The organism is Mycobacterium paraintracellulare (assembly GCF_000276825.1).
In the GTDB taxonomy this organism is placed as follows: domain Bacteria; phylum Actinomycetota; class Actinomycetes; order Mycobacteriales; family Mycobacteriaceae; genus Mycobacterium; species Mycobacterium intracellulare.
In genome coordinates, this window is the sequence record NC_016948.1 from 354,998 (window position 1) to 380,262 (window position 25,265).

25 protein-coding genes are annotated in these 25,265 nt (G+C 70.2%); 16 read left to right on the forward strand and 9 right to left on the reverse strand.

Annotation, left to right across the window (positions count from 1 at the left end; translation table 11 throughout):
* Positions 1-89: 89 nt before the first annotated feature.
* The 11 genes from OCQ_RS01720 to egtE all read left to right on the forward strand — a co-directional run bounded on the left by OCQ_RS01720 (position 90) and on the right by egtE (position 11,071).
* Positions 90-1,355: an aspartate kinase gene (locus OCQ_RS01720; RefSeq protein WP_008263260.1), complete on the forward strand. Its 1,266-nt coding sequence runs from the start codon at positions 90-92 to the stop codon at positions 1,353-1,355.
* Positions 1,356-2,390 carry an aspartate-semialdehyde dehydrogenase gene (locus tag OCQ_RS01725; RefSeq protein WP_014383687.1) on the forward strand — a complete coding sequence of 345 codons (1,035 nt, stop codon included), beginning with the start codon at positions 1,356-1,358 and terminating at the stop codon, positions 2,388-2,390.
* Between the two features lie 8 nt (positions 2,391-2,398).
* Complete coding sequence (locus tag OCQ_RS01730) at positions 2,399-3,529, forward strand: DUF4185 domain-containing protein (protein WP_036429778.1); 1,131 nt, start codon at positions 2,399-2,401, stop codon at positions 3,527-3,529.
* Positions 3,530-3,649: 120 nt separating this feature from the next.
* Entirely contained in the window at positions 3,650-4,075 is a 426-nt protein-coding gene (locus OCQ_RS01735) for a hypothetical protein (RefSeq protein ID WP_008263265.1), read from the forward strand.
* 118 nt (positions 4,076-4,193) lie between these two features.
* The gene (locus tag OCQ_RS01740; protein WP_008263266.1) at positions 4,194-4,709 is read left to right on the forward strand and encodes a hypothetical protein; all 516 of its coding nucleotides are present in this window, start codon (positions 4,194-4,196) and stop codon (positions 4,707-4,709) included.
* 82 nt (positions 4,710-4,791) lie between these two features.
* On the forward strand, positions 4,792-5,454 hold the full coding sequence (locus tag OCQ_RS01745; RefSeq protein WP_008263267.1) for a sensor domain-containing protein: 663 nt from the start codon (positions 4,792-4,794) through the stop codon (positions 5,452-5,454).
* Positions 5,455-5,633: 179 nt separating this feature from the next.
* On the forward strand, positions 5,634-6,935 hold the full coding sequence (egtA, locus tag OCQ_RS01750) for an ergothioneine biosynthesis glutamate--cysteine ligase EgtA (RefSeq protein ID WP_014383689.1): 1,302 nt from the start codon (positions 5,634-5,636) through the stop codon (positions 6,933-6,935).
* 2 nt (positions 6,936-6,937) lie between these two features.
* Positions 6,938-8,242, forward strand: a complete 1,305-nt coding sequence (egtB, locus tag OCQ_RS01755) for an ergothioneine biosynthesis protein EgtB (protein ID WP_071196532.1) — start codon at positions 6,938-6,940, stop codon at positions 8,240-8,242.
* Positions 8,242-8,952, forward strand: a complete 711-nt coding sequence (gene egtC / locus OCQ_RS01760) for an ergothioneine biosynthesis protein EgtC (RefSeq protein WP_008263273.1) — start codon at positions 8,242-8,244, stop codon at positions 8,950-8,952. Before egtB ends, egtC begins: the two co-directional genes overlap by 1 nt.
* Positions 8,952-9,917 carry an L-histidine N(alpha)-methyltransferase gene (gene egtD, locus OCQ_RS01765; protein ID WP_008263276.1) on the forward strand — a complete coding sequence of 322 codons (966 nt, stop codon included), beginning with the start codon at positions 8,952-8,954 and terminating at the stop codon, positions 9,915-9,917. The genes egtC and egtD overlap by 1 nt, the downstream gene beginning before the upstream one ends.
* 47 nt (positions 9,918-9,964) lie before the next feature.
* Positions 9,965-11,071, forward strand: a complete 1,107-nt coding sequence (egtE, locus tag OCQ_RS01770; protein WP_232065644.1) for an ergothioneine biosynthesis PLP-dependent enzyme EgtE — start codon at positions 9,965-9,967, stop codon at positions 11,069-11,071.
* Here the strand turns inward: egtE and OCQ_RS01775 are convergent.
* Together OCQ_RS01775 and OCQ_RS01780 are read right to left on the reverse strand one after the other, a co-directional pair.
* Complete coding sequence (locus tag OCQ_RS01775; protein ID WP_014383691.1) at positions 11,068-11,748, reverse strand: class I SAM-dependent methyltransferase; 681 nt, start codon at positions 11,746-11,748, stop codon at positions 11,068-11,070. The two genes, egtE and OCQ_RS01775, sit on opposite strands and share 4 nt — an antisense overlap.
* A 10-nt stretch (positions 11,749-11,758) precedes the next feature.
* Positions 11,759-13,231, reverse strand: a complete 1,473-nt coding sequence (locus tag OCQ_RS01780; RefSeq protein ID WP_014381683.1) for a glutamate--cysteine ligase family protein — start codon at positions 13,229-13,231, stop codon at positions 11,759-11,761.
* Between the two features lie 135 nt (positions 13,232-13,366).
* Between OCQ_RS01780 and glpK the strand changes: the two genes are divergently transcribed.
* Positions 13,367-14,893 carry a glycerol kinase GlpK gene (gene glpK / locus OCQ_RS01785; RefSeq protein ID WP_014378923.1) on the forward strand — a complete coding sequence of 509 codons (1,527 nt, stop codon included), beginning with the start codon at positions 13,367-13,369 and terminating at the stop codon, positions 14,891-14,893.
* Positions 14,894-14,925: 32 nt separating this feature from the next.
* On the opposite strand, the gene OCQ_RS01790 is transcribed toward glpK, so the two are convergent.
* Positions 14,926-15,645: a PadR family transcriptional regulator gene (locus OCQ_RS01790; RefSeq protein ID WP_008263283.1), complete on the reverse strand. Its 720-nt coding sequence runs from the start codon at positions 15,643-15,645 to the stop codon at positions 14,926-14,928.
* Between the two features lie 198 nt (positions 15,646-15,843).
* Here OCQ_RS01790 and OCQ_RS01795 point away from each other — a divergent pair, with 198 nt between their 5' ends.
* Positions 15,844-16,233, forward strand: a complete 390-nt coding sequence (locus OCQ_RS01795) for a hypothetical protein (protein ID WP_008263284.1) — start codon at positions 15,844-15,846, stop codon at positions 16,231-16,233.
* A gap of 10 nt (positions 16,234-16,243) precedes the next feature.
* On the opposite strand, the gene OCQ_RS01800 is transcribed toward OCQ_RS01795, so the two are convergent.
* On the reverse strand, positions 16,244-17,116 hold the full coding sequence (locus tag OCQ_RS01800) for an RDD family protein (protein WP_014383692.1): 873 nt from the start codon (positions 17,114-17,116) through the stop codon (positions 16,244-16,246).
* A 91-nt stretch (positions 17,117-17,207) separates the two neighbouring features.
* On the opposite strand from OCQ_RS01800, the gene OCQ_RS01805 reads away from it, so the two are divergent.
* Positions 17,208-18,200 (forward strand): stage II sporulation protein M, encoded by a 993-nt coding sequence (locus OCQ_RS01805; RefSeq protein ID WP_014378925.1) that lies wholly within the window; start codon positions 17,208-17,210, stop codon positions 18,198-18,200.
* Between the two features lie 72 nt (positions 18,201-18,272).
* Here the strand turns inward: OCQ_RS01805 and OCQ_RS01810 are convergent, their stop codons facing one another.
* Genes OCQ_RS01810 through OCQ_RS01830 form a run of 5 tightly spaced genes read right to left on the reverse strand, consistent with a single transcriptional unit; the run spans position 18,273 to position 23,594 of the window.
* The gene (locus tag OCQ_RS01810) at positions 18,273-19,595 is read right to left on the reverse strand and encodes a DUF58 domain-containing protein (RefSeq protein WP_008263287.1); all 1,323 of its coding nucleotides are present in this window, start codon (positions 19,593-19,595) and stop codon (positions 18,273-18,275) included.
* Positions 19,595-20,590: an AAA family ATPase gene (locus tag OCQ_RS01815; protein ID WP_008263288.1), complete on the reverse strand. Its 996-nt coding sequence runs from the start codon at positions 20,588-20,590 to the stop codon at positions 19,595-19,597. The genes OCQ_RS01810 and OCQ_RS01815 overlap by 1 nt, the downstream gene beginning before the upstream one ends.
* Positions 20,587-21,726 (reverse strand): DUF4350 domain-containing protein, encoded by a 1,140-nt coding sequence (locus OCQ_RS01820; protein WP_014378927.1) that lies wholly within the window; start codon positions 21,724-21,726, stop codon positions 20,587-20,589. The genes OCQ_RS01815 and OCQ_RS01820 overlap by 4 nt, the downstream gene beginning before the upstream one ends.
* A complete protein-coding gene (locus OCQ_RS01825; protein ID WP_009954769.1) occupies positions 21,726-22,379 on the reverse strand; it encodes a DUF4129 domain-containing protein in 654 nt (217 codons plus the stop codon). The genes OCQ_RS01820 and OCQ_RS01825 overlap by 1 nt, the downstream gene beginning before the upstream one ends.
* A gap of 24 nt (positions 22,380-22,403) precedes the next feature.
* Entirely contained in the window at positions 22,404-23,594 is a 1,191-nt protein-coding gene (locus OCQ_RS01830; RefSeq protein ID WP_014378928.1) for a hypothetical protein, read from the reverse strand.
* A 153-nt stretch (positions 23,595-23,747) separates the two neighbouring features.
* Here OCQ_RS01830 and OCQ_RS01835 point away from each other — a divergent pair, with 153 nt between their 5' ends.
* Together OCQ_RS01835 and OCQ_RS01840 are read left to right on the forward strand one after the other, a co-directional pair.
* Positions 23,748-24,212 (forward strand): GatB/YqeY domain-containing protein, encoded by a 465-nt coding sequence (locus OCQ_RS01835; RefSeq protein WP_008263292.1) that lies wholly within the window; start codon positions 23,748-23,750, stop codon positions 24,210-24,212.
* Between the two features lie 56 nt (positions 24,213-24,268).
* Positions 24,269-25,255 (forward strand): LLM class F420-dependent oxidoreductase, encoded by a 987-nt coding sequence (locus tag OCQ_RS01840; protein WP_008263293.1) that lies wholly within the window; start codon positions 24,269-24,271, stop codon positions 25,253-25,255.
* Positions 25,256-25,265 lie beyond the last annotated feature (10 nt).

The window sequence follows — 25,265 nt, forward strand, 5'->3', positions numbered from 1 at the left end:
CGACGTAAATCACCATGCGGCGGCACGTATTCTGTTGTGGACTTATCCCCGAAATTGCAGTGCCCAGGGCCGGAGAGGCAGGGAAAAACGTGGCGCTCGTCGTGCAGAAGTACGGCGGATCCTCAGTGGCGAACGCCGATCGGATCCGGCGCGTGGCCGAGCGCATCGTCGCTACCAAGAAGCAGGGCAACGACGTCGTCGTCGTCGTCTCCGCCATGGGTGATACCACCGACGACCTGATGGACCTGGCCCAGCAGGTGTGCCCGGCCCCGCCGCCGCGCGAACTCGACATGCTGCTGACCGCCGGTGAGCGCATCTCCAATGCCCTGGTCGCGATGGCCATCGAATCGCTCGGTGCGCAGGCCCGCTCGTTCACGGGTTCGCAGGCCGGCGTGATCACCACCGGTACCCACGGCAACGCCAAGATCATCGACGTCACGCCGGGGCGGCTGCAGGCCGCGCTCGACGAGGGACGCGTCGTGCTGGTGGCCGGGTTCCAGGGCGTCAGCCAGGACACCCGGGACGTCACCACGCTGGGCCGCGGCGGCTCGGACACCACCGCGGTGGCGCTGGCCGCGGCGCTGCGCGCCGACGTCTGCGAGATCTACACCGACGTCGACGGCATCTTCAGCGCCGACCCCAGGATCGTGCACAACGCCCGCAAGCTGGACACGGTCACCTTCGAAGAAATGCTCGAGATGGCGGCTTGCGGCGCCAAGGTTTTGATGCTGCGCTGCGTGGAATACGCGCGCCGCTACAACATTCCGGTGCACGTCCGATCCTCGTATTCGGAAAACCCAGGCACCGTCGTCGTCGGATCGATCAAGGACATAGCCATGGAAGACCCCATCCTGACCGGAGTCGCGCACGACCGCAGCGAGGCCAAGGTGACCGTCGTCGGCATCCCCGACATCCCCGGATATGCCGCCCGCGTCTTCCGGGCGCTCGCCGACGCCGACGTGAACATCGACATGGTGTTGCAGAACGTCTCCAAGGTCGAGGACGGCAAGACCGACATCACCTTCACCTGCTCGCGCGACAGCGGGCCCACCGCGGTGGCCAAGCTCGACGCGCTCAAGGACGAGATCGGGTTCAGCCAGCTGCTCTACGACGACCACGTCGGCAAGGTGTCGCTGATCGGGGCGGGCATGCGCAGCCACCCCGGGGTCACCGCCACCTTCTGCGAGTCCCTGGCCGAGGTGGGCGTCAACATCGAGCTGATCTCCACCTCCGAGATCCGCATCTCGGTGCTGTGCCGCGACACGGAACTGGACAAGGCCGTCGTGGCGTTGCACGAGGCGTTCGGGCTCGGCGGCGAGGAGTCGGCGACGGTGTATGCGGGGACGGGCAGATAGATGGTTGCCATCGGTGTGGTGGGCGCCACCGGCCAGGTCGGCCAGGTGATGCGCAGGTTGCTCGACGAGCGGGACTTCCCCGCGACGTCGGTGCGGTTCTTCGCGTCGGCGCGCTCGCAGGGCCGCAAGTTGGAGTTCCGCGGCCAGGAGATCGAGGTCGAAGACGCCGCGACGGCCGACCCCAGCGGGCTGGACATCGCGTTGTTCTCCGCCGGCAAGACGATGTCGCTGGTGCAGGCGCCGCGGTTCGCCGCGGCCGGGGTGACGGTGATCGACAACTCGTCGGCCTGGCGCAAGGACCCCGACGTGCCGCTGGTGGTCTCCGAGGTGAACTTCGCCCGCGATGCCGCCAACCGTCCGAAGGGCATCATCGCCAACCCGAACTGCACGACCATGGCCGCGATGCCGGTGCTGAAGGTGCTGCACGACGAGGCCGGCCTGCAACGGCTGGTGGTGTCGAGCTATCAGGCGGTCTCCGGCAGCGGGATCGCCGGAGTCCAGGAGCTGTCCACGCAGGCCCGCGCGGTCGTCGACGACGCCGAGCAGCTGGTGCAGGACGGCGGCGCCGTGCAGTTCCCGGCGCCCAAGACCTACGTGGCGCCCATCGCCTTCAACGTCGTGCCGCTGGCCGGATCGTTGGTGGACGACGGGTCCGGCGAGACCGACGAGGACCAGAAGCTGCGCCACGAGAGCCGCAAGATCCTCGGCATCCCCGACCTGGCGGTCAGCGGCACCTGCGTGCGGGTGCCGGTGTTCACCGGGCACTCGCTGTCGATCAACGCCGAGTTCGCGCGGCCGCTGTCGCCGCAGCGTGCCCGCGAGCTGCTCGACGGCGCGCCCGGCGTCAAGGTGGTCGACGTGCCGACCCCGTTGGCGGCCGCCGGCGCCGACGAATCCCTCGTCGGCAGGATCCGGCGGGATCCGGGGGTGCCCGACGGCCGCGGCCTGGCCCTGTTCGTCTCGGGAGACAACCTGCGCAAGGGGGCGGCGCTGAACACCATCCAGATCGCCGAGTTACTCGCCGCCGAGTTGTGAATCCGCGAGTGAGTTCCGCGACGCGGTTCTCGCTACTTGTGGCATCTTTGCTTGCGCCGCAATGGTTTTGGGCCGCGCATGCCGATCCGCCGGCGCCCGCCCCGGAACCGATCCTGCAGCCGCTGGCGCCCGGTCAGGTGCTGCGGATCGGTCCGACCGCCGGAACCGGAACTCCCACAGGCGATTACGGCATCGGCGCGACCGACCTGTGTGAATTCGTCGAATTCCCCACCGAACTGCTGCAGGTCTGCGGCGACAGCTTCGCCGGCCAGGGCGTCGGGTTCGGCGGCTGGTATGCGCCCGTCGCGCTGCGCGTCGACACCGCGTCGGTCGACGACCCGGCCGGGGTGCGCTACACCGGCGTCACCGGGATCGCCCACCCGCTGCTGGCCGACCCCGCTCCGCCGGATTCCTCGCAACTGCCCGCCGGGGTGGTGCAGATCAACCGGCGCAACTACCTGATGGTGACGACGACGAAGGACCTGGAGCCGCAGAGCTCCCGGCTGGTGACCGCCGAACCGGCGCGCGCGGGCTGGCAGACGATCCCGGGTTCGAAGCGGCCCGCCTCGTATCAAGGCGGCTCGCAGACGCAGATCAGCGGGTATTACGACCCGATCCCGACCCCGGAATCGCCGAGCGGGTGGGTGTACATCGTGGCCGACAGCTTCACCCGTCGGGACCCCGTCGTCCTGTATCGCGCCACACCGCAAACGTTCACCGACCGGTCCCGCTGGCAGGGCTGGGCGGCCGGCGCGAGCGGGGGGTGGGGCAAGCCGCCGACACCGCTGTGGCCGGACGCGGTGGGCGAGATGTGCATCAGGCAGATCGACGGCAAGGCCGTGTTGTCCTACTTCAATGCCGTCACGGGCAACATGGAGGTCCGGGTGGCCGACGACCCGACGGCGCTGGGTGACGCGCCGGTCACCACGGTGGTGCAGCACGACGAGTGGCCGGAGCCCGCGGAAAGCCTGCCGCCGCCGTACGACAACCGGCTCGCGCAACCGTACGGCGGCTACATCTCGCCCGGTTCCACGCTGGACGAGCTGCGAATCTTCGTGAGCCAGTGGGACACCCGCGCGCGAGTGGCCGCGCCGTACCGGGTCATCCAGTTCGCGGTCAATCCGTTCAAGCCCGAGTAGGCGCTTCGCCCGCTGAGCGGCGGCGATGGTTCACAGCTCCTACATAAGTAGCGCATAGCCGCCACTACTGTTAACGGCTTCATCATTTGTCTCATGAGTGAAACACCTGAAACCCCCACCGTGCGGACCTCCACCGCAACTGCACCGGCCGCCGCTGCAGCGGCCTATCGGGCCCCGCGGGTCTTCCAACTCGCCGCGTGGGTCGCCATCGTCGCCGGGATCGTGTTCATCGTCGCGGTCATCTTCTTCACCGGCTTCATCCTCGGCCACCGCGGCGGCCATCACGGCCATCACCACCACAAGCACCACCACCACGCGATGCTGCATCACCGCGGCCCCGGCGGGCCCGGTGGACCGGGCGGCGGCACCCAGGGCGGCCCGGGCGCACCCACGGGCCCGGGCGCGACCACCGCGCCCGCCAGTCCGTCGCCCGTGCGGCCCAGCGGCATGGCCCCGGGACAGCTCCCGGCGTCGATCTTCCACTCCGCGGCGGCCTCGCACGCAGCGCCGGGGCAGGCCCCCAGCGTCATTGTGCTGACCAACTAAAACCCCCAACCCACTCGTGGCCCGGCGCTCTCATCGAGCGTCGGGCCACGTCTCGATTCCAGGCAATTTGCCGCCGGGGCCTGTTCCGGACATCGCGTGCGGGGCAATATGGCATGGCATGAGCGAGACACCCGAACCGCAAGCCGAGCCGACCCCCGCCGCCGCGACCACTCCGCCCGCGCCGCCACCGCCGCCGCGGGTCAAGCCGCCGCGGCTCTACACGGCGGCAGCCTGGGTGGTGATCGTCGCGGGCATCGTGTTCATCCTCTCCTCGGTGTTCTTCGTCGGCGCCTTCATTTGGAAGCACCACTACCACTGCCACCATCACCACGGCATGTTTCACCCGGGCGGCCCCGGCCCGGGCAACGGGCCGTGGGGACCCGGCCCCGGGCCGGGCAATGGCCCCTGGGGACCCGGTCCCGGTGGTCCCGGATCGTGGTACGGCGGCCCCGGTGGTCCCGGGCCCGACAATGGGCCCTGGGGGCCCGGTCCCGGCGGCCCCGGTTTGATCGTTCCGATGCCCCCGGGCGGCCCGGGCGGGCCCGGCGGTCCCGTCTCCGGCCCCGGCATCAGCGGACCCGGTCAGCCGACGGCCGTCAGCCCGGCTCCCGGCTCGCCGGCGCCGCGCCCCTGACGCGGTCGCGAAACGCTTGGCGCACAAGGTCGGCGCTTGACGGGGGCTGACCGAACGTCGTGGCGTTTGGCATGATCGCCTCATGACCATGCGGGCCACGCAGGTGCACCGCGCCGTACTCACCGTCGGGTTCGCGGTGGCGGGCACCGTCGCGCCCGCAGTCGCCGCCGCGCACCCGTCGGAGCCGGGCGTGGTGAACTACGCCGTCCTGGGCAAGGGGTCGGTCGGCAACATCGTCGGCGGACCCATGGGCTGGGAGTCGGTGTTCACCCAGCCCGGACAGGGCCCCTGGGTGGACCTCCCGGAGTGCAACAACTGGGCGGACATCGGGCTGTCCGAGGTCTACGACGATCCCGATCTGGCGTCGTTCAACGGGGCCGTCACGCAGACGTCGGCGAATGATCAAACGCACCTGGTCAAGCAGGCGGTCGGGGTGTTCGCCACCCCGGACGCCGCGGCCCGGGCATTTCATCGGGTGGTGGATCGAACGGTCGGCTGTTCGGGTCAGACGACCGCGATACACCTGGACAACGGCAGCACGCAGGTGTGGTCCTTCGACGGCGGGCCGGCCGGGCCCGCCGACGAGAACTGGACCAAGCAGGAGGCGGGCACCGATCGGCGCTGCTTCGATCAAACCAGGCTGCGCGAAAACGTGTTGCTGCAGGCGAAAGTGTGTCAGTCCGGCAACGCCGGGCCCGCCGTGAACGTGCTAGCTGGGGCGATGCAGAACGCGCTGGGTCAGTAGCGCAGCGATCGGGTATCCGTCCTTGCCGTCTGGCCATCAGCGCGGGAGGGGAATATGTCGGGGGCGTCTGATAGATGAAGCACTAGACGAAGTAGTGCCGGATATCGTTCGATTAGCTGCGCAGGGAAGCGGTCCGCAGGTGCGTGTTCAGCCTTCGCCGGGCCCGAAGGGATCGTGATATGACGTTCGCCCCGATCACTGCGGCGGCTCCGCGGTCGACCGGCGCCGACCCCGCCCTGGAGCTGAAAATCGCCGAGCTCACCGACTCCACGGCCGTCGCGCAATACATCGCCGACGGCTGCCTGGTGGACGCCCCGCTGGGACGGGTGGGTCTGGAACTCGAGGCCCACTGCCACGACCCGGCCGCCCCGCACCGCAGGCCCGGCTGGGACGAAATCGCCGCGGTGCTCGACGGGCTCCCCGCCCTGCCGGGCGGCAGCAGGATCACCGTGGAACCCGGTGGCGCGGTCGAACTCTCCGGGCCGCCGGCCGACGGCGTCCTGCCCGCGATCGAGGCCATGCGACGGGACCAGGCCGTGCTCCAGCCGGCGTTTGCCGAGGCCGGCCTGGGCCTGGTCTTCCTCGGCGCCGACCCGCTGCGACCCCCCCAGCGCATCAACCCCGGCGCCCGCTACCGCGCCATGGAAAGGTTCTTCGCCACCAGCCGCTCCGGGGAAGCGGGCGCGGCGATGATGACGTCCACCGCATCGATCCAGGTCAACGTCGACGCCGGGCCGCGCGAGGGCTGGGCGGCTCGGGTTCGGCTGGCGCATGCCTTGGGGCCCACCATGATTGCGATCACGGCCAACTCGCCGATGCTGGGCGGCGACTTCACCGGCTGGGTCTCCAGCCGGCAGCGGGTGTGGGGGCAGATGGATTCCGCGCGCTGCGGACCCATCCTGGGCGCCAGCGGCGATGACCCGGGCACCGACTGGGGGCGCTACGCGCTCAAGGCCCCGGTGATGCTGGTGCACACGCCGGGCGCCGAGGCGGTCACGCAGTGGGTGCCCTTTGCCGACTGGGTCGACGGCCGGGTATTGCTCGGTAATCGCCGCCCCAGCGTCGCCGATCTCGAATACCACCTGACGACCTTGTTCCCGCCGGTCCGCCCCCGGCAGTGGCTGGAAATCCGCTACCTGGACAGCGTCCCGGACGCGTTGTGGCCCGCGGTGGTGTTCACCCTGGTGGCGCTGCTCGACGACCCGACCGCGGCCGACGCCGCGGCCGAGGCCGTCGCACCGGTGGCCACCGCCTGGGACATCGCGGCCCGGCTCGGGCTGCGTGACCGGCGGCTCTACGCGGCCGCCAACGCGTGCGTGGCCATCGCGGCCGAAAGGGCGCCGGCCGAAGTCGGCGACGCGATGCAGCGGCTGGTCGACCTCGTCGAACAGGGCCGGTGTCCCGGCGACGATTTCGCCGACCGGGTGATCGAACACGGCGTCGCCGCCGAGGTGTCGCGGGCGGCGCGAGGGGGACTGTGACGGTGACGTCACGCCAGGCGCTTGCCGACCAGTTGACGCGGACGCGGACGCGGACGCTGCGGCTGGTCGACTTCGACGATGCCGAACTGTGCCGGCAGTACGACCCGCTGATGAGCCCGCTGGTGTGGGATCTGGCGCACATCGGCCAGCAGGAAGAGCTGTGGCTGCTGCGGGGCGGGGATCTTGCCCGGCCGTCGATGCTGTCGCCGGCCGTCGAGGGTCTCTACGACGCCTTCGTGCACTCGCGCGCCAGTCGGGTCGACCTGCCGCTGTTGTCGCCGGACGAGGCGCGCGCGTACTGCCGGACGGTGCGGTCCGCCGTGTTCGACGCCCTGGACGCGCTGCCCGACGACCCGGCGGGCGACGAGGCGGCGTTCGCGTACGCGATGGTGGTCAGCCACGAAAACCAGCACGACGAAACCATGCTGCAGGCATTGAATCTGCGCAGCGGCCCGCCGCTCCTGCGCGGCACGTCGATGCTGCCGCCCGCCCGCCCGGGCCTGGCCGGCACCTCGGTGCTGGTGCCCGGCGGCGAGTTTGTGCTCGGCGTTGACCCCGCCGCCGAGCCATTTTCGCTGGACAACGAGCGTCCCGGCCACGTCGTCGACCTGCCCGCGTTCCGGATCGGCCGGGTTCCGGTCACCAACGGCGAATGGCGGCACTTCATCGACGACGGCGGCTACGACCAGCCGCGGTGGTGGTCGGAGCGGGGCTGGCGGCATCGCCAGGCCGCCGGCCTGACCGCACCGCAGTTCTGGAATCCTGACGCCGCCACCCGCACCCGGTTCGGCCACGTCGAAGACATCCCCGCCGACGAACCCGTCCAGCACGTCAGCTATTTCGAGGCCGAGGCGTACGCGGCCTGGGCCGGCGCGCGGCTGCCCACCGAGATGGAATGGGAGAAGGCCTGCGCATGGGACCCCTCCGCCGGCGCCCGGCGCCGCTACCCATGGGGCGCCCAGGAGCCGTGCGACGCGCTGGCCAACCTCGGCGGCACCGCGCTACGGCCCGCACCCGTCGGGGCCTACCCCGCCGGCGCTTCCGCGTACGGGGCCGAGCAGATGCTCGGCGATGTGTGGGAGTGGACGAGCAGCCCGCTGCGGCCCTGGCCCGGGTTCGTCCCGATGCTCTACGAGCGCTATTCACAGCCGTTCTTCGACGGCGATTACCGGGTGCTGCGCGGCGGATCGTGGGCCGTGGAGCCGAGCATCCTGCGCCCGAGTTTTCGCAACTGGGATCACCCGTACCGGCGCCAGATCTTCTCCGGCGTCCGGTTGGCCTGGGACGTGCCGAAGGAGATCGCCTGATGTGCCGGCATCTGGGGTGGCTCGGGGCCGACGTCACGGTCTCCTCGCTGGTGCTCGACCCACCGTTCGGGCTGCGGGTGCAGGCCTACGCGCCGCGCCGCCAGAAGCATTGTCTGTTGAACGCGGACGGCTGGGGCGTCGGGTTTTTCGATGCTGCGTCGGATGGCGCCGCGCCCCGGCGCTGGCGCAGCCAGCTGCCGCTGTGGGGCGACGTGTCCTTCGAGTCCGTCGCGCCGGCGCTGCGCAGCCACTGCGTGGTGGCCGCGGTGCGCTCGGCGACCGTCGGCATGCCGATCGAAGTCAGCGCGACCGCGCCGTTCACCGACGGGCAATGGTTGTTGTCGCACAACGGAATCGTCGACCGGGCGGCGCTGCCGGCGACGTCGCAGGCCGAATCGGTCTGCGACAGCGCGATGCTGGCGGCCGTCATCTTCGAGCGCGGCCTCGATGCGCTGGGCGACACCATCGCCGAGATCGCGGCGGCCGACCCGCGCGCCCGGCTGAACATATTGGCCGCCAACGGTTCTCGCATGCTGGCGACGGTGTGGGGGGACACGCTGTCCATCCTGCGCCGCCCGGATGGTGTGGTCCTGGCCAGCGAACCCTATGACAACGACTCCGACTGGGAGGACGTGCCGGACCGCCACCTCGTCGAAGTCACCGCCGGCGGAGTCACGATGACCCCGCTGGATCATCCGAAAGGGTCTTGATGACGCTGTCGCTGTCGAACCACCTCGCCGCCGACTCGGCCTACCACGCGTTGCGCCGTGACGTGTTCGAAGGCCTGCAGAAGACGCCGAAGTCGTTGCCGCCCAAGTGGTTCTATGACGCCGTGGGCAGTGACCTGTTCGACCAGATCACCCGGCTGCCCGAGTACTACCCGACCCGCGCCGAGGCCGAGATCCTGCGTGCGCGGGCGGCCGAAATCGCGTCGGCCAGCGAGGCCGACACCCTGGTGGAACTGGGCAGCGGCACCTCGGAGAAGACGCGGCTGCTGCTCGACGCCCTGCGCGCGCGCGGTTCGCTGCGCCGGTTCGTCCCCTTCGACGTCGACGCCAGCATCCTGTCGACGGCCGCCGCGGCCATTGCGCAGGAATACTCGGGAGTCGAAATCAAGGCCGTCTGCGGCGATTTCGAAGAACACCTGACCGAGATCCCGGCGGACGGGCGGCGGCTGTTCGTGTTCTTGGGGTCGACGATCGGCAACCTCACGCCCGGGCCGCGCGCGGACTTCCTCGCCGCGCTGTCCGCCCAGATGCGGCCCGGCGACAGCCTGCTGCTGGGCACCGACCTGGTCAAGGACCTCGAGCGGCTGGTGCGCGCCTACGACGATTCCGCCGGGGTGACGGCGGCGTTCAACCGCAATGTTCTTGCGGTGGTAAACCGGGAACTGGACGCCGATTTCGACGTCGATACTTTCGCGCACGTCGCGCGGTGGAACCCGGCCGAGGAACGTATCGAGATGTGGTTGCGGGCCGATCGCGGCCAGCGGGTGCGTGTCGGTGCGCTCGAGCTGATCGTGGACTTCGAGGCCGGCGAGGAGATGCTGACCGAGGTGTCGTGCAAGTTCCGCCCGGAAAAGGTGAGTGCCGAACTGGCCGCCGTGGGACTGCGTCGCACGCAATGGTGGACCGACGGCGCGGGTGACTTCGGGTTGTCGTTGGCCGTGAAGTGACCGCCGGCGACTCGCTGGCCGACCGATGGCGGGCGGCACGCTTGCCCATGGCCGGCCTGCATCTGGACAACGCCGCCTGCTCGCGGCAGAGCGTCGCGGTGATCGACGCCGCCGCGCAGCACGCCCGCAACGAGTCCGAAGTCGGCGGGTATGTCGCGGCCGAGGCGGCCGCCCCGGTGCTCGACGCCGGACGTGTCGCGTTCGCCGCGCTGACCGGGATGACCGACGCCGAGGTGGTGTTCACCACCGGCTCGCTTCACGCCTTGGATCTGCTGTTGGGCGCCTGGCCGACCAAGCACCGAACGGTAGCGTGCCTGCCCGGCGAATACGGGCCCAACCTGGCCGTGATGGCCGCCCACGGGTTCGACCGCCGGCTGCTGCCGACCATGGATGACGGCCGCGTCGCGCTCGACGACGCGGCGCGGGCCCTCGACACCGACCGGCCGGACCTGGTGCACCTGACCGCGGTGGCCAGCCATAGCGGTGTGGTGCAACCGGTTTCGATGGTCGCCCAGCTCTGCCGGGAGCTCGGGCTGCCACTGGTGATCGACGCGGCGCAGGCGCTGGGGCAGGTGGATTGCGCGGCCGGGGCCGACGCGACGTATTCCTCGTCGCGCAAGTGGGTCGCCGGCCCGCGCGGTGTCGGGATACTGGCGGTGCGCCGGGAGCTGATGGAGAGCCTGCGCCCCAGGCTGGCGGCACCGCAGTGGGCGCGCGCATCGGGGTCGCCGACGGTGGCCCAGCAGCTCGAATTCGGCGAAGCCAATATCGCTGCGCGGGTGGGGTTTTCGCTGGCGCTGGGGGAGCACCTGGCCTACGGGCCGGCGGCCGTCTGTGCACGCCTGGCCGAGCTGGGCGGCCTGAGCCGCACGGTGCTGGCCGACGTCGCCGGGTGGGCCGTCGTCGAGGAGGTCGAAGAACCCAGCGCCATCACGACTTTGGCGCCGACCGACGGCGCCGACCCGCAGACGGTGCGGGACTGGTTGCTCGCCGAGCGACGGATCCTGACCACCTTCGTCGGCGTGCAGCGGGCACCGCTGGAGCTCCCGGGGCCGCTGCTGCGGATCTCGCCGCACCTGGACACCACTGCCGAGGACCTGGAGACCTTCGCCGAGGCGCTCATCGCCGCGACGGCGGCGACCGCAACCGGCTAGCCGGCCTTGTGCGCCGTCAGCAAGTAGGCCGGCATCTTGATCCGGCCTTGCTCGTCGCGATCGTGCGGCGGGAATTCGAAAGGCGCGTCGGCGATGTTGATCGCGTTCGACAGGATGAAGGAGGGGCGAATCTCGTCGATTTCCCAGTACGTGCTGACCGCGGCGCGTAGTTCGTCTTCGTCGACCTCGTTGGGCTTGGGTTCCATCTCGGCCGGGAAGGCGCCCTTGGCGAACACCAGCACGAAGTAGCTGGCGCCCGGTGCCGCGGCGCGGTGGACCGAGCGCAGGTAGCCGTCGCGGCCCTCCACGGGCAGCGAGTGAAACAGCGTGCTGTCGACGACGGTGGCGAACCGTCCGTCATACCCGCTCAGCGACGTGATGTCGGCCTGCACGAAGCTGGCCGTGGTCAAGCCGCGCTCCTGGGCGGACTTGGTGGCCGCCGCGACGGCGGTCGGCGTGAGGTCGACGCCGACCACAGTGTAACCCTGGGCGGCCAGGCTCAGTGAGAGCTCGGCGACTCCGCAGCCGGCGTCCAGGACGTCGCTGTGGAACTTGCCGGCCGCGGCCAGCGCCGCCAGTTCGGGTTGCGGCTCACCGATATTCCACGGGGGCGGACCCTCGAAATGGGCCTGCTCGCGGTAGGCGCTGTCCCAGTCCATCACTTGATCAGACGACATGGTTGTCAACCTACTCCCAGGTGTGCACCGGCTCGTTGGCGTGCATGTACTCGCAGTAGCGGCGCAGCATCTCGGCCAGCGCGGCGGCCCGGCCCATGCCCGCGTCCTGCAGGGCCCGTACGGTGGAAACCTGCCAGGTGGCGCCGTTGCGGCCAGCGCGGGCGCGGCCCTCGATGACCCCCAGGAACCGGTCGCGGACCTCGGGGTCGACGCCCCAGCGCCGCAACCCGTCGTCGGCCATCGGCAGCAACGTGTCGAGCACCAGCTCGCGTGCGCTCACCTCCCCGAGCCCGGGCCAGTGCAGCCGGGCGTCGATGCCGTGGCGCGCCGCCGCCAAAAAGTTGGCCTCCGCCACCGCGAAATCCATGCGGTCCCACAACGGGCTGTCCGCCTCGGACAAGCTGCGCAGCATCCCGTAGAAGAAGGACGAATTCGCCAGCATGTCAACGACTGTCGGTCCGGCCGGCAACACCCGATTCTCCAGTCGCAGATGCGGGCGCCCGTCGACCACGTCGTACACCGGGCGATTCCACCGGTACACGGTGCCGTTGTGCAGCCGCAACTCGGACAGCTGCGGGGTGCGCCCGGCGGCCAGCTCGGCGACCGGATCCTCCTCGGACACCTCGGGCAACAGGGACGGGAAGTACCGGATGTTCTCGCGGTACAGGTCGAGGACCGAGGTGATCCACTGTTCACCGAACCACACTCGCGGGCGCACGCCTTGGGTTTTCAGCTCTTCGGGTCGGGTGTCGGTGGATTGGGTGAACAGCTCGATGCGGGTTTCCGCCCAGAGTTGGTGGGAGAAGAAGAACGGCGAGTTGGCGCCCAGCGCCAGCTGCGGACCGGCGACAATCTGCGCGGCGTTCCAGTTGGCGGCGAACGTCTCCGGGGCCAATTGCAGGTGCAATTGCATGCTGGTGCAAGCGGATTCGGGCGCTATCGTCGCGGCGTGCCAGTTCAGCGGTTCGGGGCCGTCGATGTCGATGGGCAGGTCCTCGCCGCGGGCGGTGAAGATCGAGTCGTTGAGGGCGGCATACCGCGTCGACTCGCTCATCCAGTCGTGATCGAGGTGTTCGGGCATCAGCGTGGGCAGGATGCCGATCATGACGATGTGCGCACCGTCGGCGGCGCCGGCCTTGATCTCGGCCTCGTTCAGGCTGGCCCGCACCTCGGCCTCGAGATCCAGCCCCGTGTGTCCGGGCAGCGCGTGCGGCGGGACGTTGAATTCGATGTTGTAGGCGCCCAATTCGGTCTGGTACGCGGGATCGCCGATGGCGTCCAGGACGTGGCGATTGGACATGGCCGGCTGGTAGTCGGCGTCGACCAGGTTGCACTCGATCTCCATGCCGGTGAGCGGCTGGTCGGAATCGAAGCATGACTGGGCGAGCATCGTCTCGAACACGTTCAGACACGCCTGAACCTTGCGCCGGTATTCGCGGCGGTGTGCGCTGTCGTACGTGGTGCGCTTGACCTCTTCGCCCACACCGCAGATGCAACAGGGTTACCGCCCGTAACGCAAGCTCTCCGGCGGCGCGGTTGTGGCCTCGCCCGCCGGGCGGGTAGACCATGATGGACTTTTGCCGCAAAAGTGTCAGAGCTCACGGGTGGAGGAGAGCAGTTGGCCGAGTTCGCCGAATTCGTGGCCGCTATCGACCAGGGGACGACCAGCACGCGCTGCATGATCTTCGATCACGAGGGTGCCGAGGTGGCCCGCCACCAGCTCGAGCACGAACAGATCCTGCCCCAGGCGGGCTGGGTCGAGCACGACCCGGTGGAGATCTGGGAACGTACCTCCTCGGTGCTGACCTCCGTGCTCAACCGTGCCAACCTGGCGCCGAAAAACATTGCCGCGCTGGGTATCACGAACCAGCGCGAGACGACGCTGGTCTGGAACCGCAAGACCGGACGGCCCTATTACAACGCGATCGTCTGGCAGGACACCCGCACCGACCGGATCGCGTCGGCGCTGGGAGCCGACGGCCGGGGCGAGGTGATCCGCCGCAAGGCGGGACTTCCCCCGGCGACGTACTTCTCCGGCGCAAAGCTGCGATGGATCTTGGAGAATGTCGACGGGGTGCGCGACGCCGCCGAGCGTGGCGACGCGTTGTTCGGCACCCCGGACACCTGGGTGTTGTGGAACCTGACCGGGGGTCCGCGGGGCGGCGTGCACGTCACCGACGTGACCAACGCCAGCCGGACCATGCTGATGAACCTCGAGACCCTGGACTGGGACGACGAGTTGCTGTCATTCTTTGCGATCCCGCGCGCGATGCTGCCGCGGATCGGGCCGTCGTCGTCGCCGCAGCCCTACGGGGTGACGGCCGAGACCGGCCCGGCGGGCGGAGAGATTGCGATCACGGGCGTGCTGGGTGACCAGCACGCGGCGATGGTGGGGCAGGTGTGTCTGGCCGAGGGGGAGGCGAAAAACACCTATGGCACCGGCAATTTCCTGCTACTGAACACCGGCGAGACGATCGTGCGGTCCGACAACGGGCTGCTGACCACCGTCTGCTACCAGTTCGGGGACGCCAAACCCGTTTACGCACTTGAGGGTTCGATCGCGGTGACGGGCGCGGCCGTGCAATGGCTGCGCGATCAGCTGGGCATCATAAGCGGGGCCGCGCAAAGCGAGGCGCTGGCCCGCCAGGTCGACGACAACGGCGGCGTCTATTTCGTCCCGGCGTTTTCCGGGTTGTTCGCCCCCTACTGGCGATCCGATGCCCGGGGCGCGATCGTGGGGCTGTCCCGATTCAACACCAACGCGCATCTGGCCCGGGCCACCCTGGAGGCGATCTGCTACCAGAGCCGCGACGTGGTAGACGCGATGGCCGCGGATTCCGGTGTGCGCCTTGAGGTTTTGAAGGTCGACGGTGGTATCACCGGCAATGACCTGTGCATGCAGATCCAGGCCGACGTGCTGGGCGTGGACGTGGTGCGTCCGGTGGTCGCCGAGACGACGGCGCTGGGCGCCGCGTACGCGGCCGGCCTGGCCGTGGGGTTCTGGGCCGACCCGGCGGACCTGCGCGCCAACTGGCAGGAGGGCCGGCGTTGGTCGCCGACCTGGAACGACGAGCAGCGCGCCGAGGGGTACGCGGGCTGGCGCAAGGCCGTGCAGCGGACCCTGGATTGGGTCTCCATCACCTGAGGTGACCTGATCCAGGGTCCGCTGGCTCGGAATCAGTCTTCGCCGAGGATGCCGTAGATCTCGCGCCGCGCGTTGTTGAGAATGTCGACGATGCGCTGCTGCTGCTCGGCGGAAGCGGTGTGGGCGGACTGCCCGACCGCGCCGAACAACTGGCCGACGGCCGCCCTCAGGCTCATGTGACCGGGGTCCGCACCTTCGGTGATCTCGTCCCACGGCGGGGTCTCGATCTTCTCGGCCGCCCCGCGGCCCTGCTCGGTCAGCTCGAAAAGCTTCTTGCTGCCCGCGGATTCGCTCGCGGTGATCAGGCCTTCGTCGTCGAGCAGCTGCAGGGTCGGATACACCGAGCCAGGGCTCGGCTTCCACAGCCCGTTGCTGCGTTCGGCGATCTGCTGGATCATCTCGTAGCCGTGCATCGGCCGCTCGGCGAGCAGCGTCAGGATGGCCGCCCGCACGTCACCGCGCTTGCCGCGGCCCGGGCCGCCACGGCGCCAGGCGCCGCGCCGTCCGCCGGGACCGAAACCGAAACCGGGGCCGAAGCCCGGCCCGAATCCGGGACCGAACCCGAACGGGCCTTCGTAGCCACCCGGGTGGCCGCCGCCGGCGTGGTCGCGGAGATGTTCGCGGAAGTCCCGCCTGGCCTGGCGCCGCGCCTCGTGCAGGGCGCGCCGGTCGACCGGGCCGGAGCCGAACCCGAATCCGAAACCGGGCCGGCCGCCGAATGGTCCCTCGGGGGGAGTGAATGGGTTGCTCATTTGTGTCCTTACGTTGGTGGATCGCGCACCCGACGTGCGCTTCGGAATATCACGATATATCGGGAACTAACGCGATGCAACTGGATATGTTGAAAGATATCGACTAGCGAAGCTGACCTGCGGAAATCCACGCCCATCCGCGCCGCCCAAACCCGCGGGCCGGTTTGCAGAGGCCAGACGGCGGGTAGGAACTGTGGGATGGACGCTGACAACGACGTGACGGTCGATCGCACGGCCGCCGGTGCGGCCCCATCCGGGGACCCCGGTGGTGCCCCGCGCCGGAACGTCTGGCCCTGGGTCAACTGGGGGTTGGCGCTGGCGACGGTGCCCGCCGCGGCGATCGTCATGCTGTTCGCGCTCGGTGGCGTGCTGAGCACCGCCGGTTGCAGCGACACCAGCTGCCCCAACCTGGGCCACGGCGGCATCGACTTCGGCGTCGCCTTCTACGGCGCGCCCGCGGTGGCCGTCGTCGTCATCGTCATCTCGGTTTTCACCGCCAAACACCGCGGCGGCATCGCGGTCCCGCTGCTGGGGTGGGCGCTGCTGATCGCCGACGTCGTCCTCATGGCGGCGAGCGTCGCCCGCTAGCCGCGCTGCGTCAGTGCGGCGGTGCGAAACCGTCCGGAGGCGCGCCGTAGCCCGGTCCCGGGGCGGGTCGGCCCGGCTCCGGCCACGGCTCCGGGTACCGCGGCGGCGCGCCCGGTGGCATGGGCGGCCAGCCCGGCGCCTGGGCGGTCGGGCGCAGCCGGGCCAGTTCGCGACGGTGCCGCTCGGCGAGGACCGCGGCCAGCACCAGTTCCGGCGGGGCCCCGGGGGGCGGGGGCGGCGCAATGCGCGCCACGACATCACCGGCGATGCGGTACGCCATCTGAGTGCGCAGCTGGCGGTCGAGTTGCGGTGCGCGGGAAAGGAATTGGCGCGCCACTTCGGCTTGACCGACGGACAGTCCCGACAGCTGCAGCGACGCCGCCCACCAGGCCAGCGCCGGAGGCATCGTCGGCGGGGGCCCCAGCCGGGGTCCGCGTTCGTTGACCACCACGGTGCCGGCGAAGATATCGCCGATCCGTTTGGCTTTGGGTGACAGGATGCTGCAGATGATGGCGGGGCTGCCGAAGAGCATCCAGATTTCCACCAGCGAGGCCAGGGCGCGAAACAGCGCCTGGCGGAAGCGTTCTGGGCCGCCGTCGTCGGACACGACGCGCAGACCCAGGGCGATCTTGCCCACCGAGCGTCCCCGCGTCGCGGTCTCGAGGATCAACGGGTAGCCCACAATTACCAGAACCGTAAATATAAGCAGGATGGCGTTGCTCAGCGCGGTGTCGAACTCGGTCAGGGTGGCGGCCCACAGCATCAGCCCGAGCAGGTAGCCGATCACCATGACGGCGATATCGATCAGCGCGCTCAACGTCCGCACCGGCAGCTGGGCGATCTGCACGTCCAGCACCACGGCGTCCCCGGTCACCACCGACATAACTTCGAACGGTACAGGCCGGGCGGGTGCGGGCGACCGCACTTGGTCATGCCCGCGGCGCCGCGCCCGCGGGGTGATTAGGCTGCCCAGGGTGGACGTCGACGCATTCGTGCTGGCCCATCGAGGCACGTGGGACCGCCTCGATCGACTGATCGGGCGCCGCCGGTCGCTCAGCGGCGCCGAGATCGACGAACTCGTCGAGCTCTATCAGCGGGTGTCCACCCATTTGTCGATGCTGCGCTCGGCGTCGTCGGATTCGATGCTGGTCGGCCGGCTCTCGAGCCTGGTCGCGCGGGCCCGTTCCGCGGTGACCGGCGCCCACGCGCCGCTAAGCAGTACGTTCACCCGGTTCTGGACGGTGTCCTTCCCGGTCGTCGCGTACCGCACGTGGCGGTGGTGGCTGGCCACGGCGGCGGCGTTTTTCGCGGTGGTCGTGGTCATTGCGCTGTGGGTCGCCGGCAGTCCCGAGGTGCAGTCAGCGCTCGGAACCCCTAGTGACATCGAGCAATTGGTCAATCACGACGTCGAGTCGTACTACAGCGAACATCCCGCCGCCGCCTTCGCGCTGCAGATCTGGGTGAACAATTCCTGGGTTTCCGCTCAATGCATCGCGCTGTCCGTCGTGCTGGGGCTGCCCATTCCCTTTGTGCTGTTCGAGAATGCCGCCAATGTGGGCGTGATCGCCGGCCTGATGTTCCCCGCCGGCAAGGGCGGCCTGCTGCTGGGATTGCTTGCCCCCCATGGGCTGTTGGAGCTCACCGCGGTCTTCCTCTCGGGGGCGGCGGGAATGCGGCTGGGATGGTCGGTGATGTCGCCCGGCGACCGGCCCCGCGGACAGGTGCTCGCCGAACAGGGCCGTGCCATCGTCTCGGTGGCCGTGGGCCTGGTGGCCGTGCTCGCCGTCTCCGGGTTGATCGAGGCGCTGGTGACGCCGTCGCCGTTACCGACGGTCGTACGGGTCGGCATCGGCGTCATCGCCGAGGCGGCGTTCTTGTCCTACATCGTCTACTTCGGTCGCCGCGGGGTCAGAGCCGGGGAAAGCGGCGACATCGAAGACGCGCCGGATGTGGTCCCCACCGGCTGAGCTTCGCGAGACTGCAACTGCGGACGGCCCTACTCGGGAAATGCGTCGGTGGTTACAGTTTCGCGGTGCCGATCACAGGCGCCCGGTCGCTTTCATCGCCAGGTAGTGGTCGGCGAGCGCGGGCGCCAGTTCGGCGGGCGGGGCGTCGACGACCTCCACGCCGGTGCGGCGCAATCGTGTGGCCATGGCGCCGCGGTCGTTGCGGGATCGCTCGGCCGCGGCGGCGTCGTACACCGCCGCGGCATCCGATCGGCCGGCGGCCATCTGGTCGACCCGCGGGTCGGAAACCGCGGCCAGCAGCAGGTGATGCTTGGCCGACAGCTGCGGCAGCACGGGCAGCAGGCCCTCGTCGAGGGCGGTCGGATTGAGGTCGGTCAGCAGCACCACCAGCGAGCGCCGGCGGGCCCGCAGCGCGATGGCCGAAGCCATTGCCCGCCAATCGGATTCGACGAGCGTGGGCTGCAGGGGGGCCATCGCGTCGACGAGCTGGGCGAGCAGCTCGGTGCGCGACGCGCCGAAGACGCCGGCCCGGCTCACCCGGTCGTGGGCGAGGAAGTCGACGTTGTCGCCCGCCCGCGACGCGAGCGCGGCCAGCAGCAGCGCGGCATCCATCGACCAGTCCAGCCGCGGCCAGCCCGCGGGATCGGAGGTGGTGGGGTCGACGCCCACCCGGCCCGCCGCGGTGCGGCCCGTGTCGAGCACGATCACCACGCGCCGGTCGCGTTCGGGGCGCCAGGTGCGCACCACCACGTCGGCGCGCCGCGCGGTCGCGCGCCAATCGATCGAGCGCACGTCGTCACCGACGACATACTCTCGCAGCGAATCGAATTCGGTGCCCTGCCCGCGCACCAGGGTGGGCAGTAGGCCGTCGATCTCGCGCAGCCTGGCCAGGCGCGACGGCAGGTGCTTGCGCGACAGGAACGGCGGCAGCACCCGGAGCTGGCCGGGCACCGATTGCGAACCCTGCCGTCCCGCCAAGCCCAGGGGCCCGATCGATCGCGCGGTGATCACCGTCGCGCGCTGATCGCCGCGGCGCTTTGGCTCCAGCCGGGTCGCGACGTGCTGATCGCCCCCGGCCGGGATGTCCACCGCATGGGTGCGCGGCCGCGCGCGGGCGCTGGGCGGCCAGGCGTCGCGGACCTGGCCGCGGAACCGCCGCCGGCCGTCGTTGTGGATGGACAGCTCACAATCCACCTGTTGACCGAGCCGGGCGGAGCGATCCGGGGAGCGCACGTAGCGCAGGGCGGTGGTGCGGGCCGCCAACCCGACGTCGACGGCAACGGCGATGGCCAGCGCCACCAGCAGGGCCACGAAAGCCGTTGCCGGCCAAGGCGAGACAGCGATGGGCAGGACGCAGATCAGCGCGACCAGTCCCGTGCGTCCGGTCAGGATCACTAGCGGGGCACCGGAACCGACGCCAGAATCCCGTCGAGCACGCCATCGGACGTGGCCCCCTCGAGTTCGGCTTCGGGCCGCAGCATCACCCGGTGCCGCAGCGTCGGGCGGGCCATGGCCTTCACGTCGTCGGGGGTGACGTAGTTGCGGCCCGACAGCCAGGACCAGGAGCGCGCGGTGGCCAACAGGGCGGTCGCCCCGCGGGGGGACACGCCCAGCTGCAGCGCGGGGGAGGATCGGGTGGCCCCGACGATGTCGACGATGTAGCCGAGCACCTCGTCGGCGACCAGCACGTGTCGCACGGCGTCGCGGCCGGCGGCCAGGTCGGCCGGCCCCGCCACCGGCTTGATCGCCGACAGATCGCGGGGATCGAAACCGTGCGCGTGCCGGTGCAGGATGGCGATCTCGGCGTCCCGCGGGGGCAGCGTCACATTCAGTTTGAGGAGAAAGCGATCCAGCTGGGCCTCGGGCAGCTGGTAGGTGCCCTCGTATTCGACCGGGTTCTGGGTCGCGGCGACGATGAACGGGTCCGGCAGCGGCTGGGGTTCGCCCTCGACGCTGACCTGGCGCTCCTCCATCGCCTCGAGCAGCGCGGCCTGGGTCTTGGGTGGGGTGCGGTTGATCTCGTCGGCGAGCAGCAGGTTGGTGAACACCGGACCGGGCCGGAACACGAACGCGGCGGTGCGCGCGTCGTACACCAGGGAACCCGTCACGTCGCCGGGCATCAGGTCCGGCGTGAACTGCACCCGCTTGAACTCCAGCTGCAGCGCCGCGGACAGCGCCCGGACCAGCAGCGTCTTCGCCACTCCCGGAACGCCTTCCAGCAGCACATGCCCGCGGCACAGCAGCGCGATCACCAGGCCGCTGACCACGCCCTCCTGCCCGACGACGGCCTTGGCGAGCTCGGCGCGCAACGCCAGCAGCGCCTCGCGAGCGGATTCGGCGGTGGGGGACGAGGCGGTATCGGCTTGTGGACCGGAAGGGGACTGTGTCACGGGCGTGCGACCTGCCTTTCGATGTCGTCGAGCGCACGGGCAAGTTGTAACAGGTCGTGGTCGGTCGTCGGGGGCGGACCGAACAGATGGTAGGAGACGAACCCCGGATCCGAACCGGTGCGCTGGGCCGCGGTGGACACCACGGTCGCCGGGTCGGCGCCGGCGCCCAGGCCGAGCCGCGGCAGCAGCCGCTGCAGTGTCGCCGTGCGCAGCGCCGCGGCCGCGCGATCGCGTGCCCGCCGGGACCGATACAGCCGGCCGCGACCCTCGACGGTCTCCGACGCGCGCACCACGACGGGCAACTCCTCGGCCACCAGCGGGCCGGGGCGGCGGCCCTTCCACGCGGCGACCAGCAGCACCACCAGCGCCAGCTGCCACACGATCCAGCTCACGTTGGGTGGAATCAGGTCGAAAAGTGATGCCTTGGTGGAGGTTTCACCCTCGACGTGATGGGGCGCGTACCACACGAGCCGGGGGCGGTCGCCGGCCAGGTTCATCGCGAGCGCCGCGTTGCCAGCGTGCAACAGGCCGCCGTTGGTCATGAAGTCGGTGCTGCCGACGGCGGTGACGACCCGTCCGCCGTCCCGGAAGCGGATCAGCGCGCCGTCGTAGCAGCGGGTCATCGTCCGGCCGTCCTTGGCCTTGAAGGTGTTGGTCGGGCCGAACCGCACCGAGCCGGACCGAACGGCTTCGCGCAGCGTGCAATTCGGGTCGCTGTCGAAGCCGCTGGCGCCGGACACCTCCACGCCCGGCAGCAGCGCCTCGCGGGCCCGCGTCGTCGGTTCCACCAGCAGCAGGTCCGAACGGATCCTCGCCAGCCGGTCGGTCACCGCGTCGGTCAGGTACTGGCTCTGTGCCACCAGGATCAGCGCGTCCGGGCGCGCCGCCCGTTCGACGTCGGCGATGGTGTCGGCCACGACGACGTCCACACCGGCGTCGCGGAGCAACTCCACCAGCGCGTGGGCGCCGTCCGGGCCGGTCGACGCGGGGTCCATCCGCGCGCCGGGGCGCGGCGCGGTCAGGTAGGCATCGACGCCGGCGATGACGGCCAGCACCAGCAGGATGACGACCACCCAGCGCCACGAGCGCCGGCGCCGGGGCGCGGTCTGGGTGCGGGCATCGCTGATCGTGGCCATCACCGCACCTGCGCCCACGACTCGGGGACGGCGGGTCGCCCGGCCTCGGCCGGGGCGCCCTGCCAGCGGGACCGCAGGTGATCGTCGAGGTCGGCGATCATCTGGTAGGCGGCCCGGGTTCCGGGCTGCTCGCCATAGGTGACGTCGTTGAAAGCCGTTGCCGCTTCGGACAGTTCGTCGGCCAGATGGGGCAGCGCGGTGCCGGCGTCGCGAGCCAGCTCGTTGGCCGTGCGGCCGGGGGCCGCCGCCAGCACACCGGTCTCCTCGAGCTGGCGGGCGACAGCGCGCAGCCGGTGGCGTATGGCCGCCGCCCAATCACCTTCGGCCGCATAGCTTTCGGCCGTCGCTCGATGCTGGGCGGCCGTCAATTGCGCGGCTTCGAACAGCAGCTGGTCACCGCCGCGGCGGGCGCGCATGGTGCGCCGCGCGACGTGGAAGGCAACAAACACCGCGATCGCCAGCAGGATCAAAAGCACTGTCGCCGTGAACCATCCGCCTGGCACCGTGGCGGTCTTCTGCAGCATCCGGTAGATCAGGTCGTTGAGCCAGTCGAGGAACTGGTCGGCCGACGACCCCTTGGAATAGATCGGCTTGTTGAGTTCGTCCTGCGCGGCGCGGTGCGCGGCATCGCGGTCGATGTCGATGGAAGGCATGCTCAGCTAGTCCTCGCTCGGCCGTTACAGCGGCCGCGTGAGCCAGAGGTGGTCGGTGGACGCGGCCGCGTAGGGCCCCTGGGCGGCTCCGGTCTGCAAGACGAGGTCGAACGCCTCGGCGCGCATCCGGCGGTCGGTGTAGAGCAGGACGATCACTCCGGCGTTGAACGGTGCGGTGATGATCTCGCCGATCGCCGCCCCGACGGAGAGGATCGCGGTGCTGATCAAAAAGGCGGTGCCGGACGAGGTGATCTGGAAAAACTGACCGACGATGCTGAACGGCACCGCGACGGCGTTGGCGACGATCGAGGCCACCAGGAAGGTGAGCGTGCGGATGCCCAGCACTCGCCAGAAGCCGTTGCGGATCAGCTTGAACGATCGGGTGATCGCGTCGAGCACGGGCAGCCGTTCCAGCACGATCAGCACCGGGGCGAACAGCACCACGGTGTACAGGTACACCAGCGCCGCGAGGACGACCAGCACCAGCGGGATGCCGAGCACCACGGCCGCCGCGGCGCTGCCGATCGCCGCCAGCACCCCGATGATCACCGCGACCAGCCCGGCCAGGGCCGCCACCACGACGGCCTCGACCAGGGCCAGGCCGAGCAAGGCCGGCAGCCGCCCGCGGATCCTGGTCCAGGTTTCACCGATGGTGATCGGCGACCCGAACACCGCCCGCCCGACGATGACGGTGAGCATTCCGGACAGCAGCATGCCGCCCAACCAGCCGACGAGGAGGCCGGCCCCCACCGACGCCGTCCAGGCGCCCAGGACCCCCGCGGTCAGGGTGTCGGGCTCGCCGGTGGTGGTGAACCGGTCGTGGGCGGCCAGCGGGCCGAAGAAGGCGACCTTGGTGATGATCTGCATGACCACGACGACGATGGCGGTCAGACCCAGCGTCGCTTTCGGATTGGCGCGCACGTAGCCGACCGCGCCGTTGAAGATGTCGCCGAGGGTCAGCGGGCGCAGCGGGATGATGCCGGGCTTGACCGTTCCGTAGCCCGGCGGCGCGCCGAAGGCGGGTGGGGTGCCGTAGCCCGGCGGCCGCCCGTAGCCGGGTGGGACGCCGTGGCCGGGTGGGGGCGGATAGCCCGGCGGGGGACCATAGGTCGGGTAGACCGGGGGCGGGCCGTATTGAGGTGGCGGGCCGTATTGAGGCGGCGGGCCGTATGCGGGCGGCGGGCCAACCGGATGACCAGGCGGCGGCGCGGTCACCGAACGCCGAGGCCTTGCAAACTAGCTCCGCGGCCGGGCGCGTCGTTCGTCATGGGCTCCATCCTGTCGGCGGTCGTGGCATTTCACAATGTTGACCGGCATTGACCGGCATTGACCGCGTTGTCCCCCGCGCCCGCGCGTAGCGTCTCACACATGGCGGAACTCAAATCCCGGCTCCGGGCGGACCTGACCGCGGCGATGAAGGCCCAGGACAAGCTGCGAACGGCCACGCTGCGGATGCTGCTGGCCGCGATCCAAACCGAGGAAGTGTCCGGCAAGCAGGCCAAAGACCTCACCGACGAGGAGGTCATCAAGGTGCTGGCCAAGGAATCGCGCAAACGCGGCGAATCCGCCGAGATCTACACCCAGAACGGGCGCGGAGACCTGGCCGCCAACGAGCACGCCGAGGCCAGGATCATCGACGAATACCTGCCCACCCCGCTCACCGAGGCCGAGGTGGCCGACGTTGCCGACACGGCGATCGCGCAGGTGGCCGAGGAAATCGGCGAGCGCCCCGGCATGAAACAGATGGGCCTGGTGATGAAGGCCGCCACCGCGATCGCGGCCGGCAAGGCCGACGGCGCCCGATTGTCGGCCGCCGTCAAAGAGCGCCTGTAGCCCGACCGGTTCGGTGGTCTCGTTTGCCCTCGGGGCAGCCGGGTACCCAACTGCGCATGACCAATTTTGGCTACACTTTGATGACCGAGCAGAGTGGACCCAAAGAGCTTGTCCAGTACGCCATTTCGGCCGAACAGCGCGGTTTCGACTTCCACGTCTGCAGTGACCACTTTTCACCGTGGCTCAGCTCGCAGGGACACGCGCCCAACGCCTGGGCGGTCCTGGGTGCGGTGGCACAGGCCACCGAACGGGTAGACCTCTACACCTACGTGACGTGCCCGACGATGCGGTATCACCCGGCCATCGTCGCCCAGCAGGCCGCCACCGTGCAGATCCTGTCCGACGGCCGGTTCACGCTGGGCCTGGGCAGCGGCGAAAACCTCAACGAGCACGTCGTGGGCAGGGGCTGGCCGGCCGTCACCCGCCGCCAGGACATGCTGCGTGAGGCCATCAAGATCATCCGGGAACTGTTCGGCGGGCAGCTGGTGGACTTCACCGGCGACTATTTCCAGGTCGACTCCGCGCGGCTGTGGGACGTCCCCGACGTCCCGGTCGGCATCGGGGTGGCCATCGGGGGCACCAAGGCGATCGACAAGTTCGCCAAGCTGGCCGACCACCTGATCGCGACGGAGCCCAAGGCCGAACTCGTCCACGGCTGGCACGGCGCCCGCCAGGCCGCGAACCTCGCCGGTGGCGGCCGGGTGATCGGCCAGATACCGGTGTGCTGGGACCCCGACCGCGACACGGCCGTCAAGCGCGCGCACGACCAGTTCCGCTGGTTTGCCGGCGGCTGGAAGGTGAACGCCGACCTGCCGACCCCGGCCGGTTTCGCCGGCGCGACCCAATTCGTCCGCCCCGAAGACGTCGCCGGCACCATTCCCTGCGGGCCCGACCTCGACGCGATCGTCGAGAGCGTCCGGCCCTACTGGGAAGCCGGATTCACCGACATCGCGCTCATCCAGGTCGGCGGGGACACCCAGGAGAGGTTCCTCAAAGAGGCCGCCGAGCCGTTGCTCGCGGCGCTGCGCGAGGCAGCGAACTGATCGGCGGGCG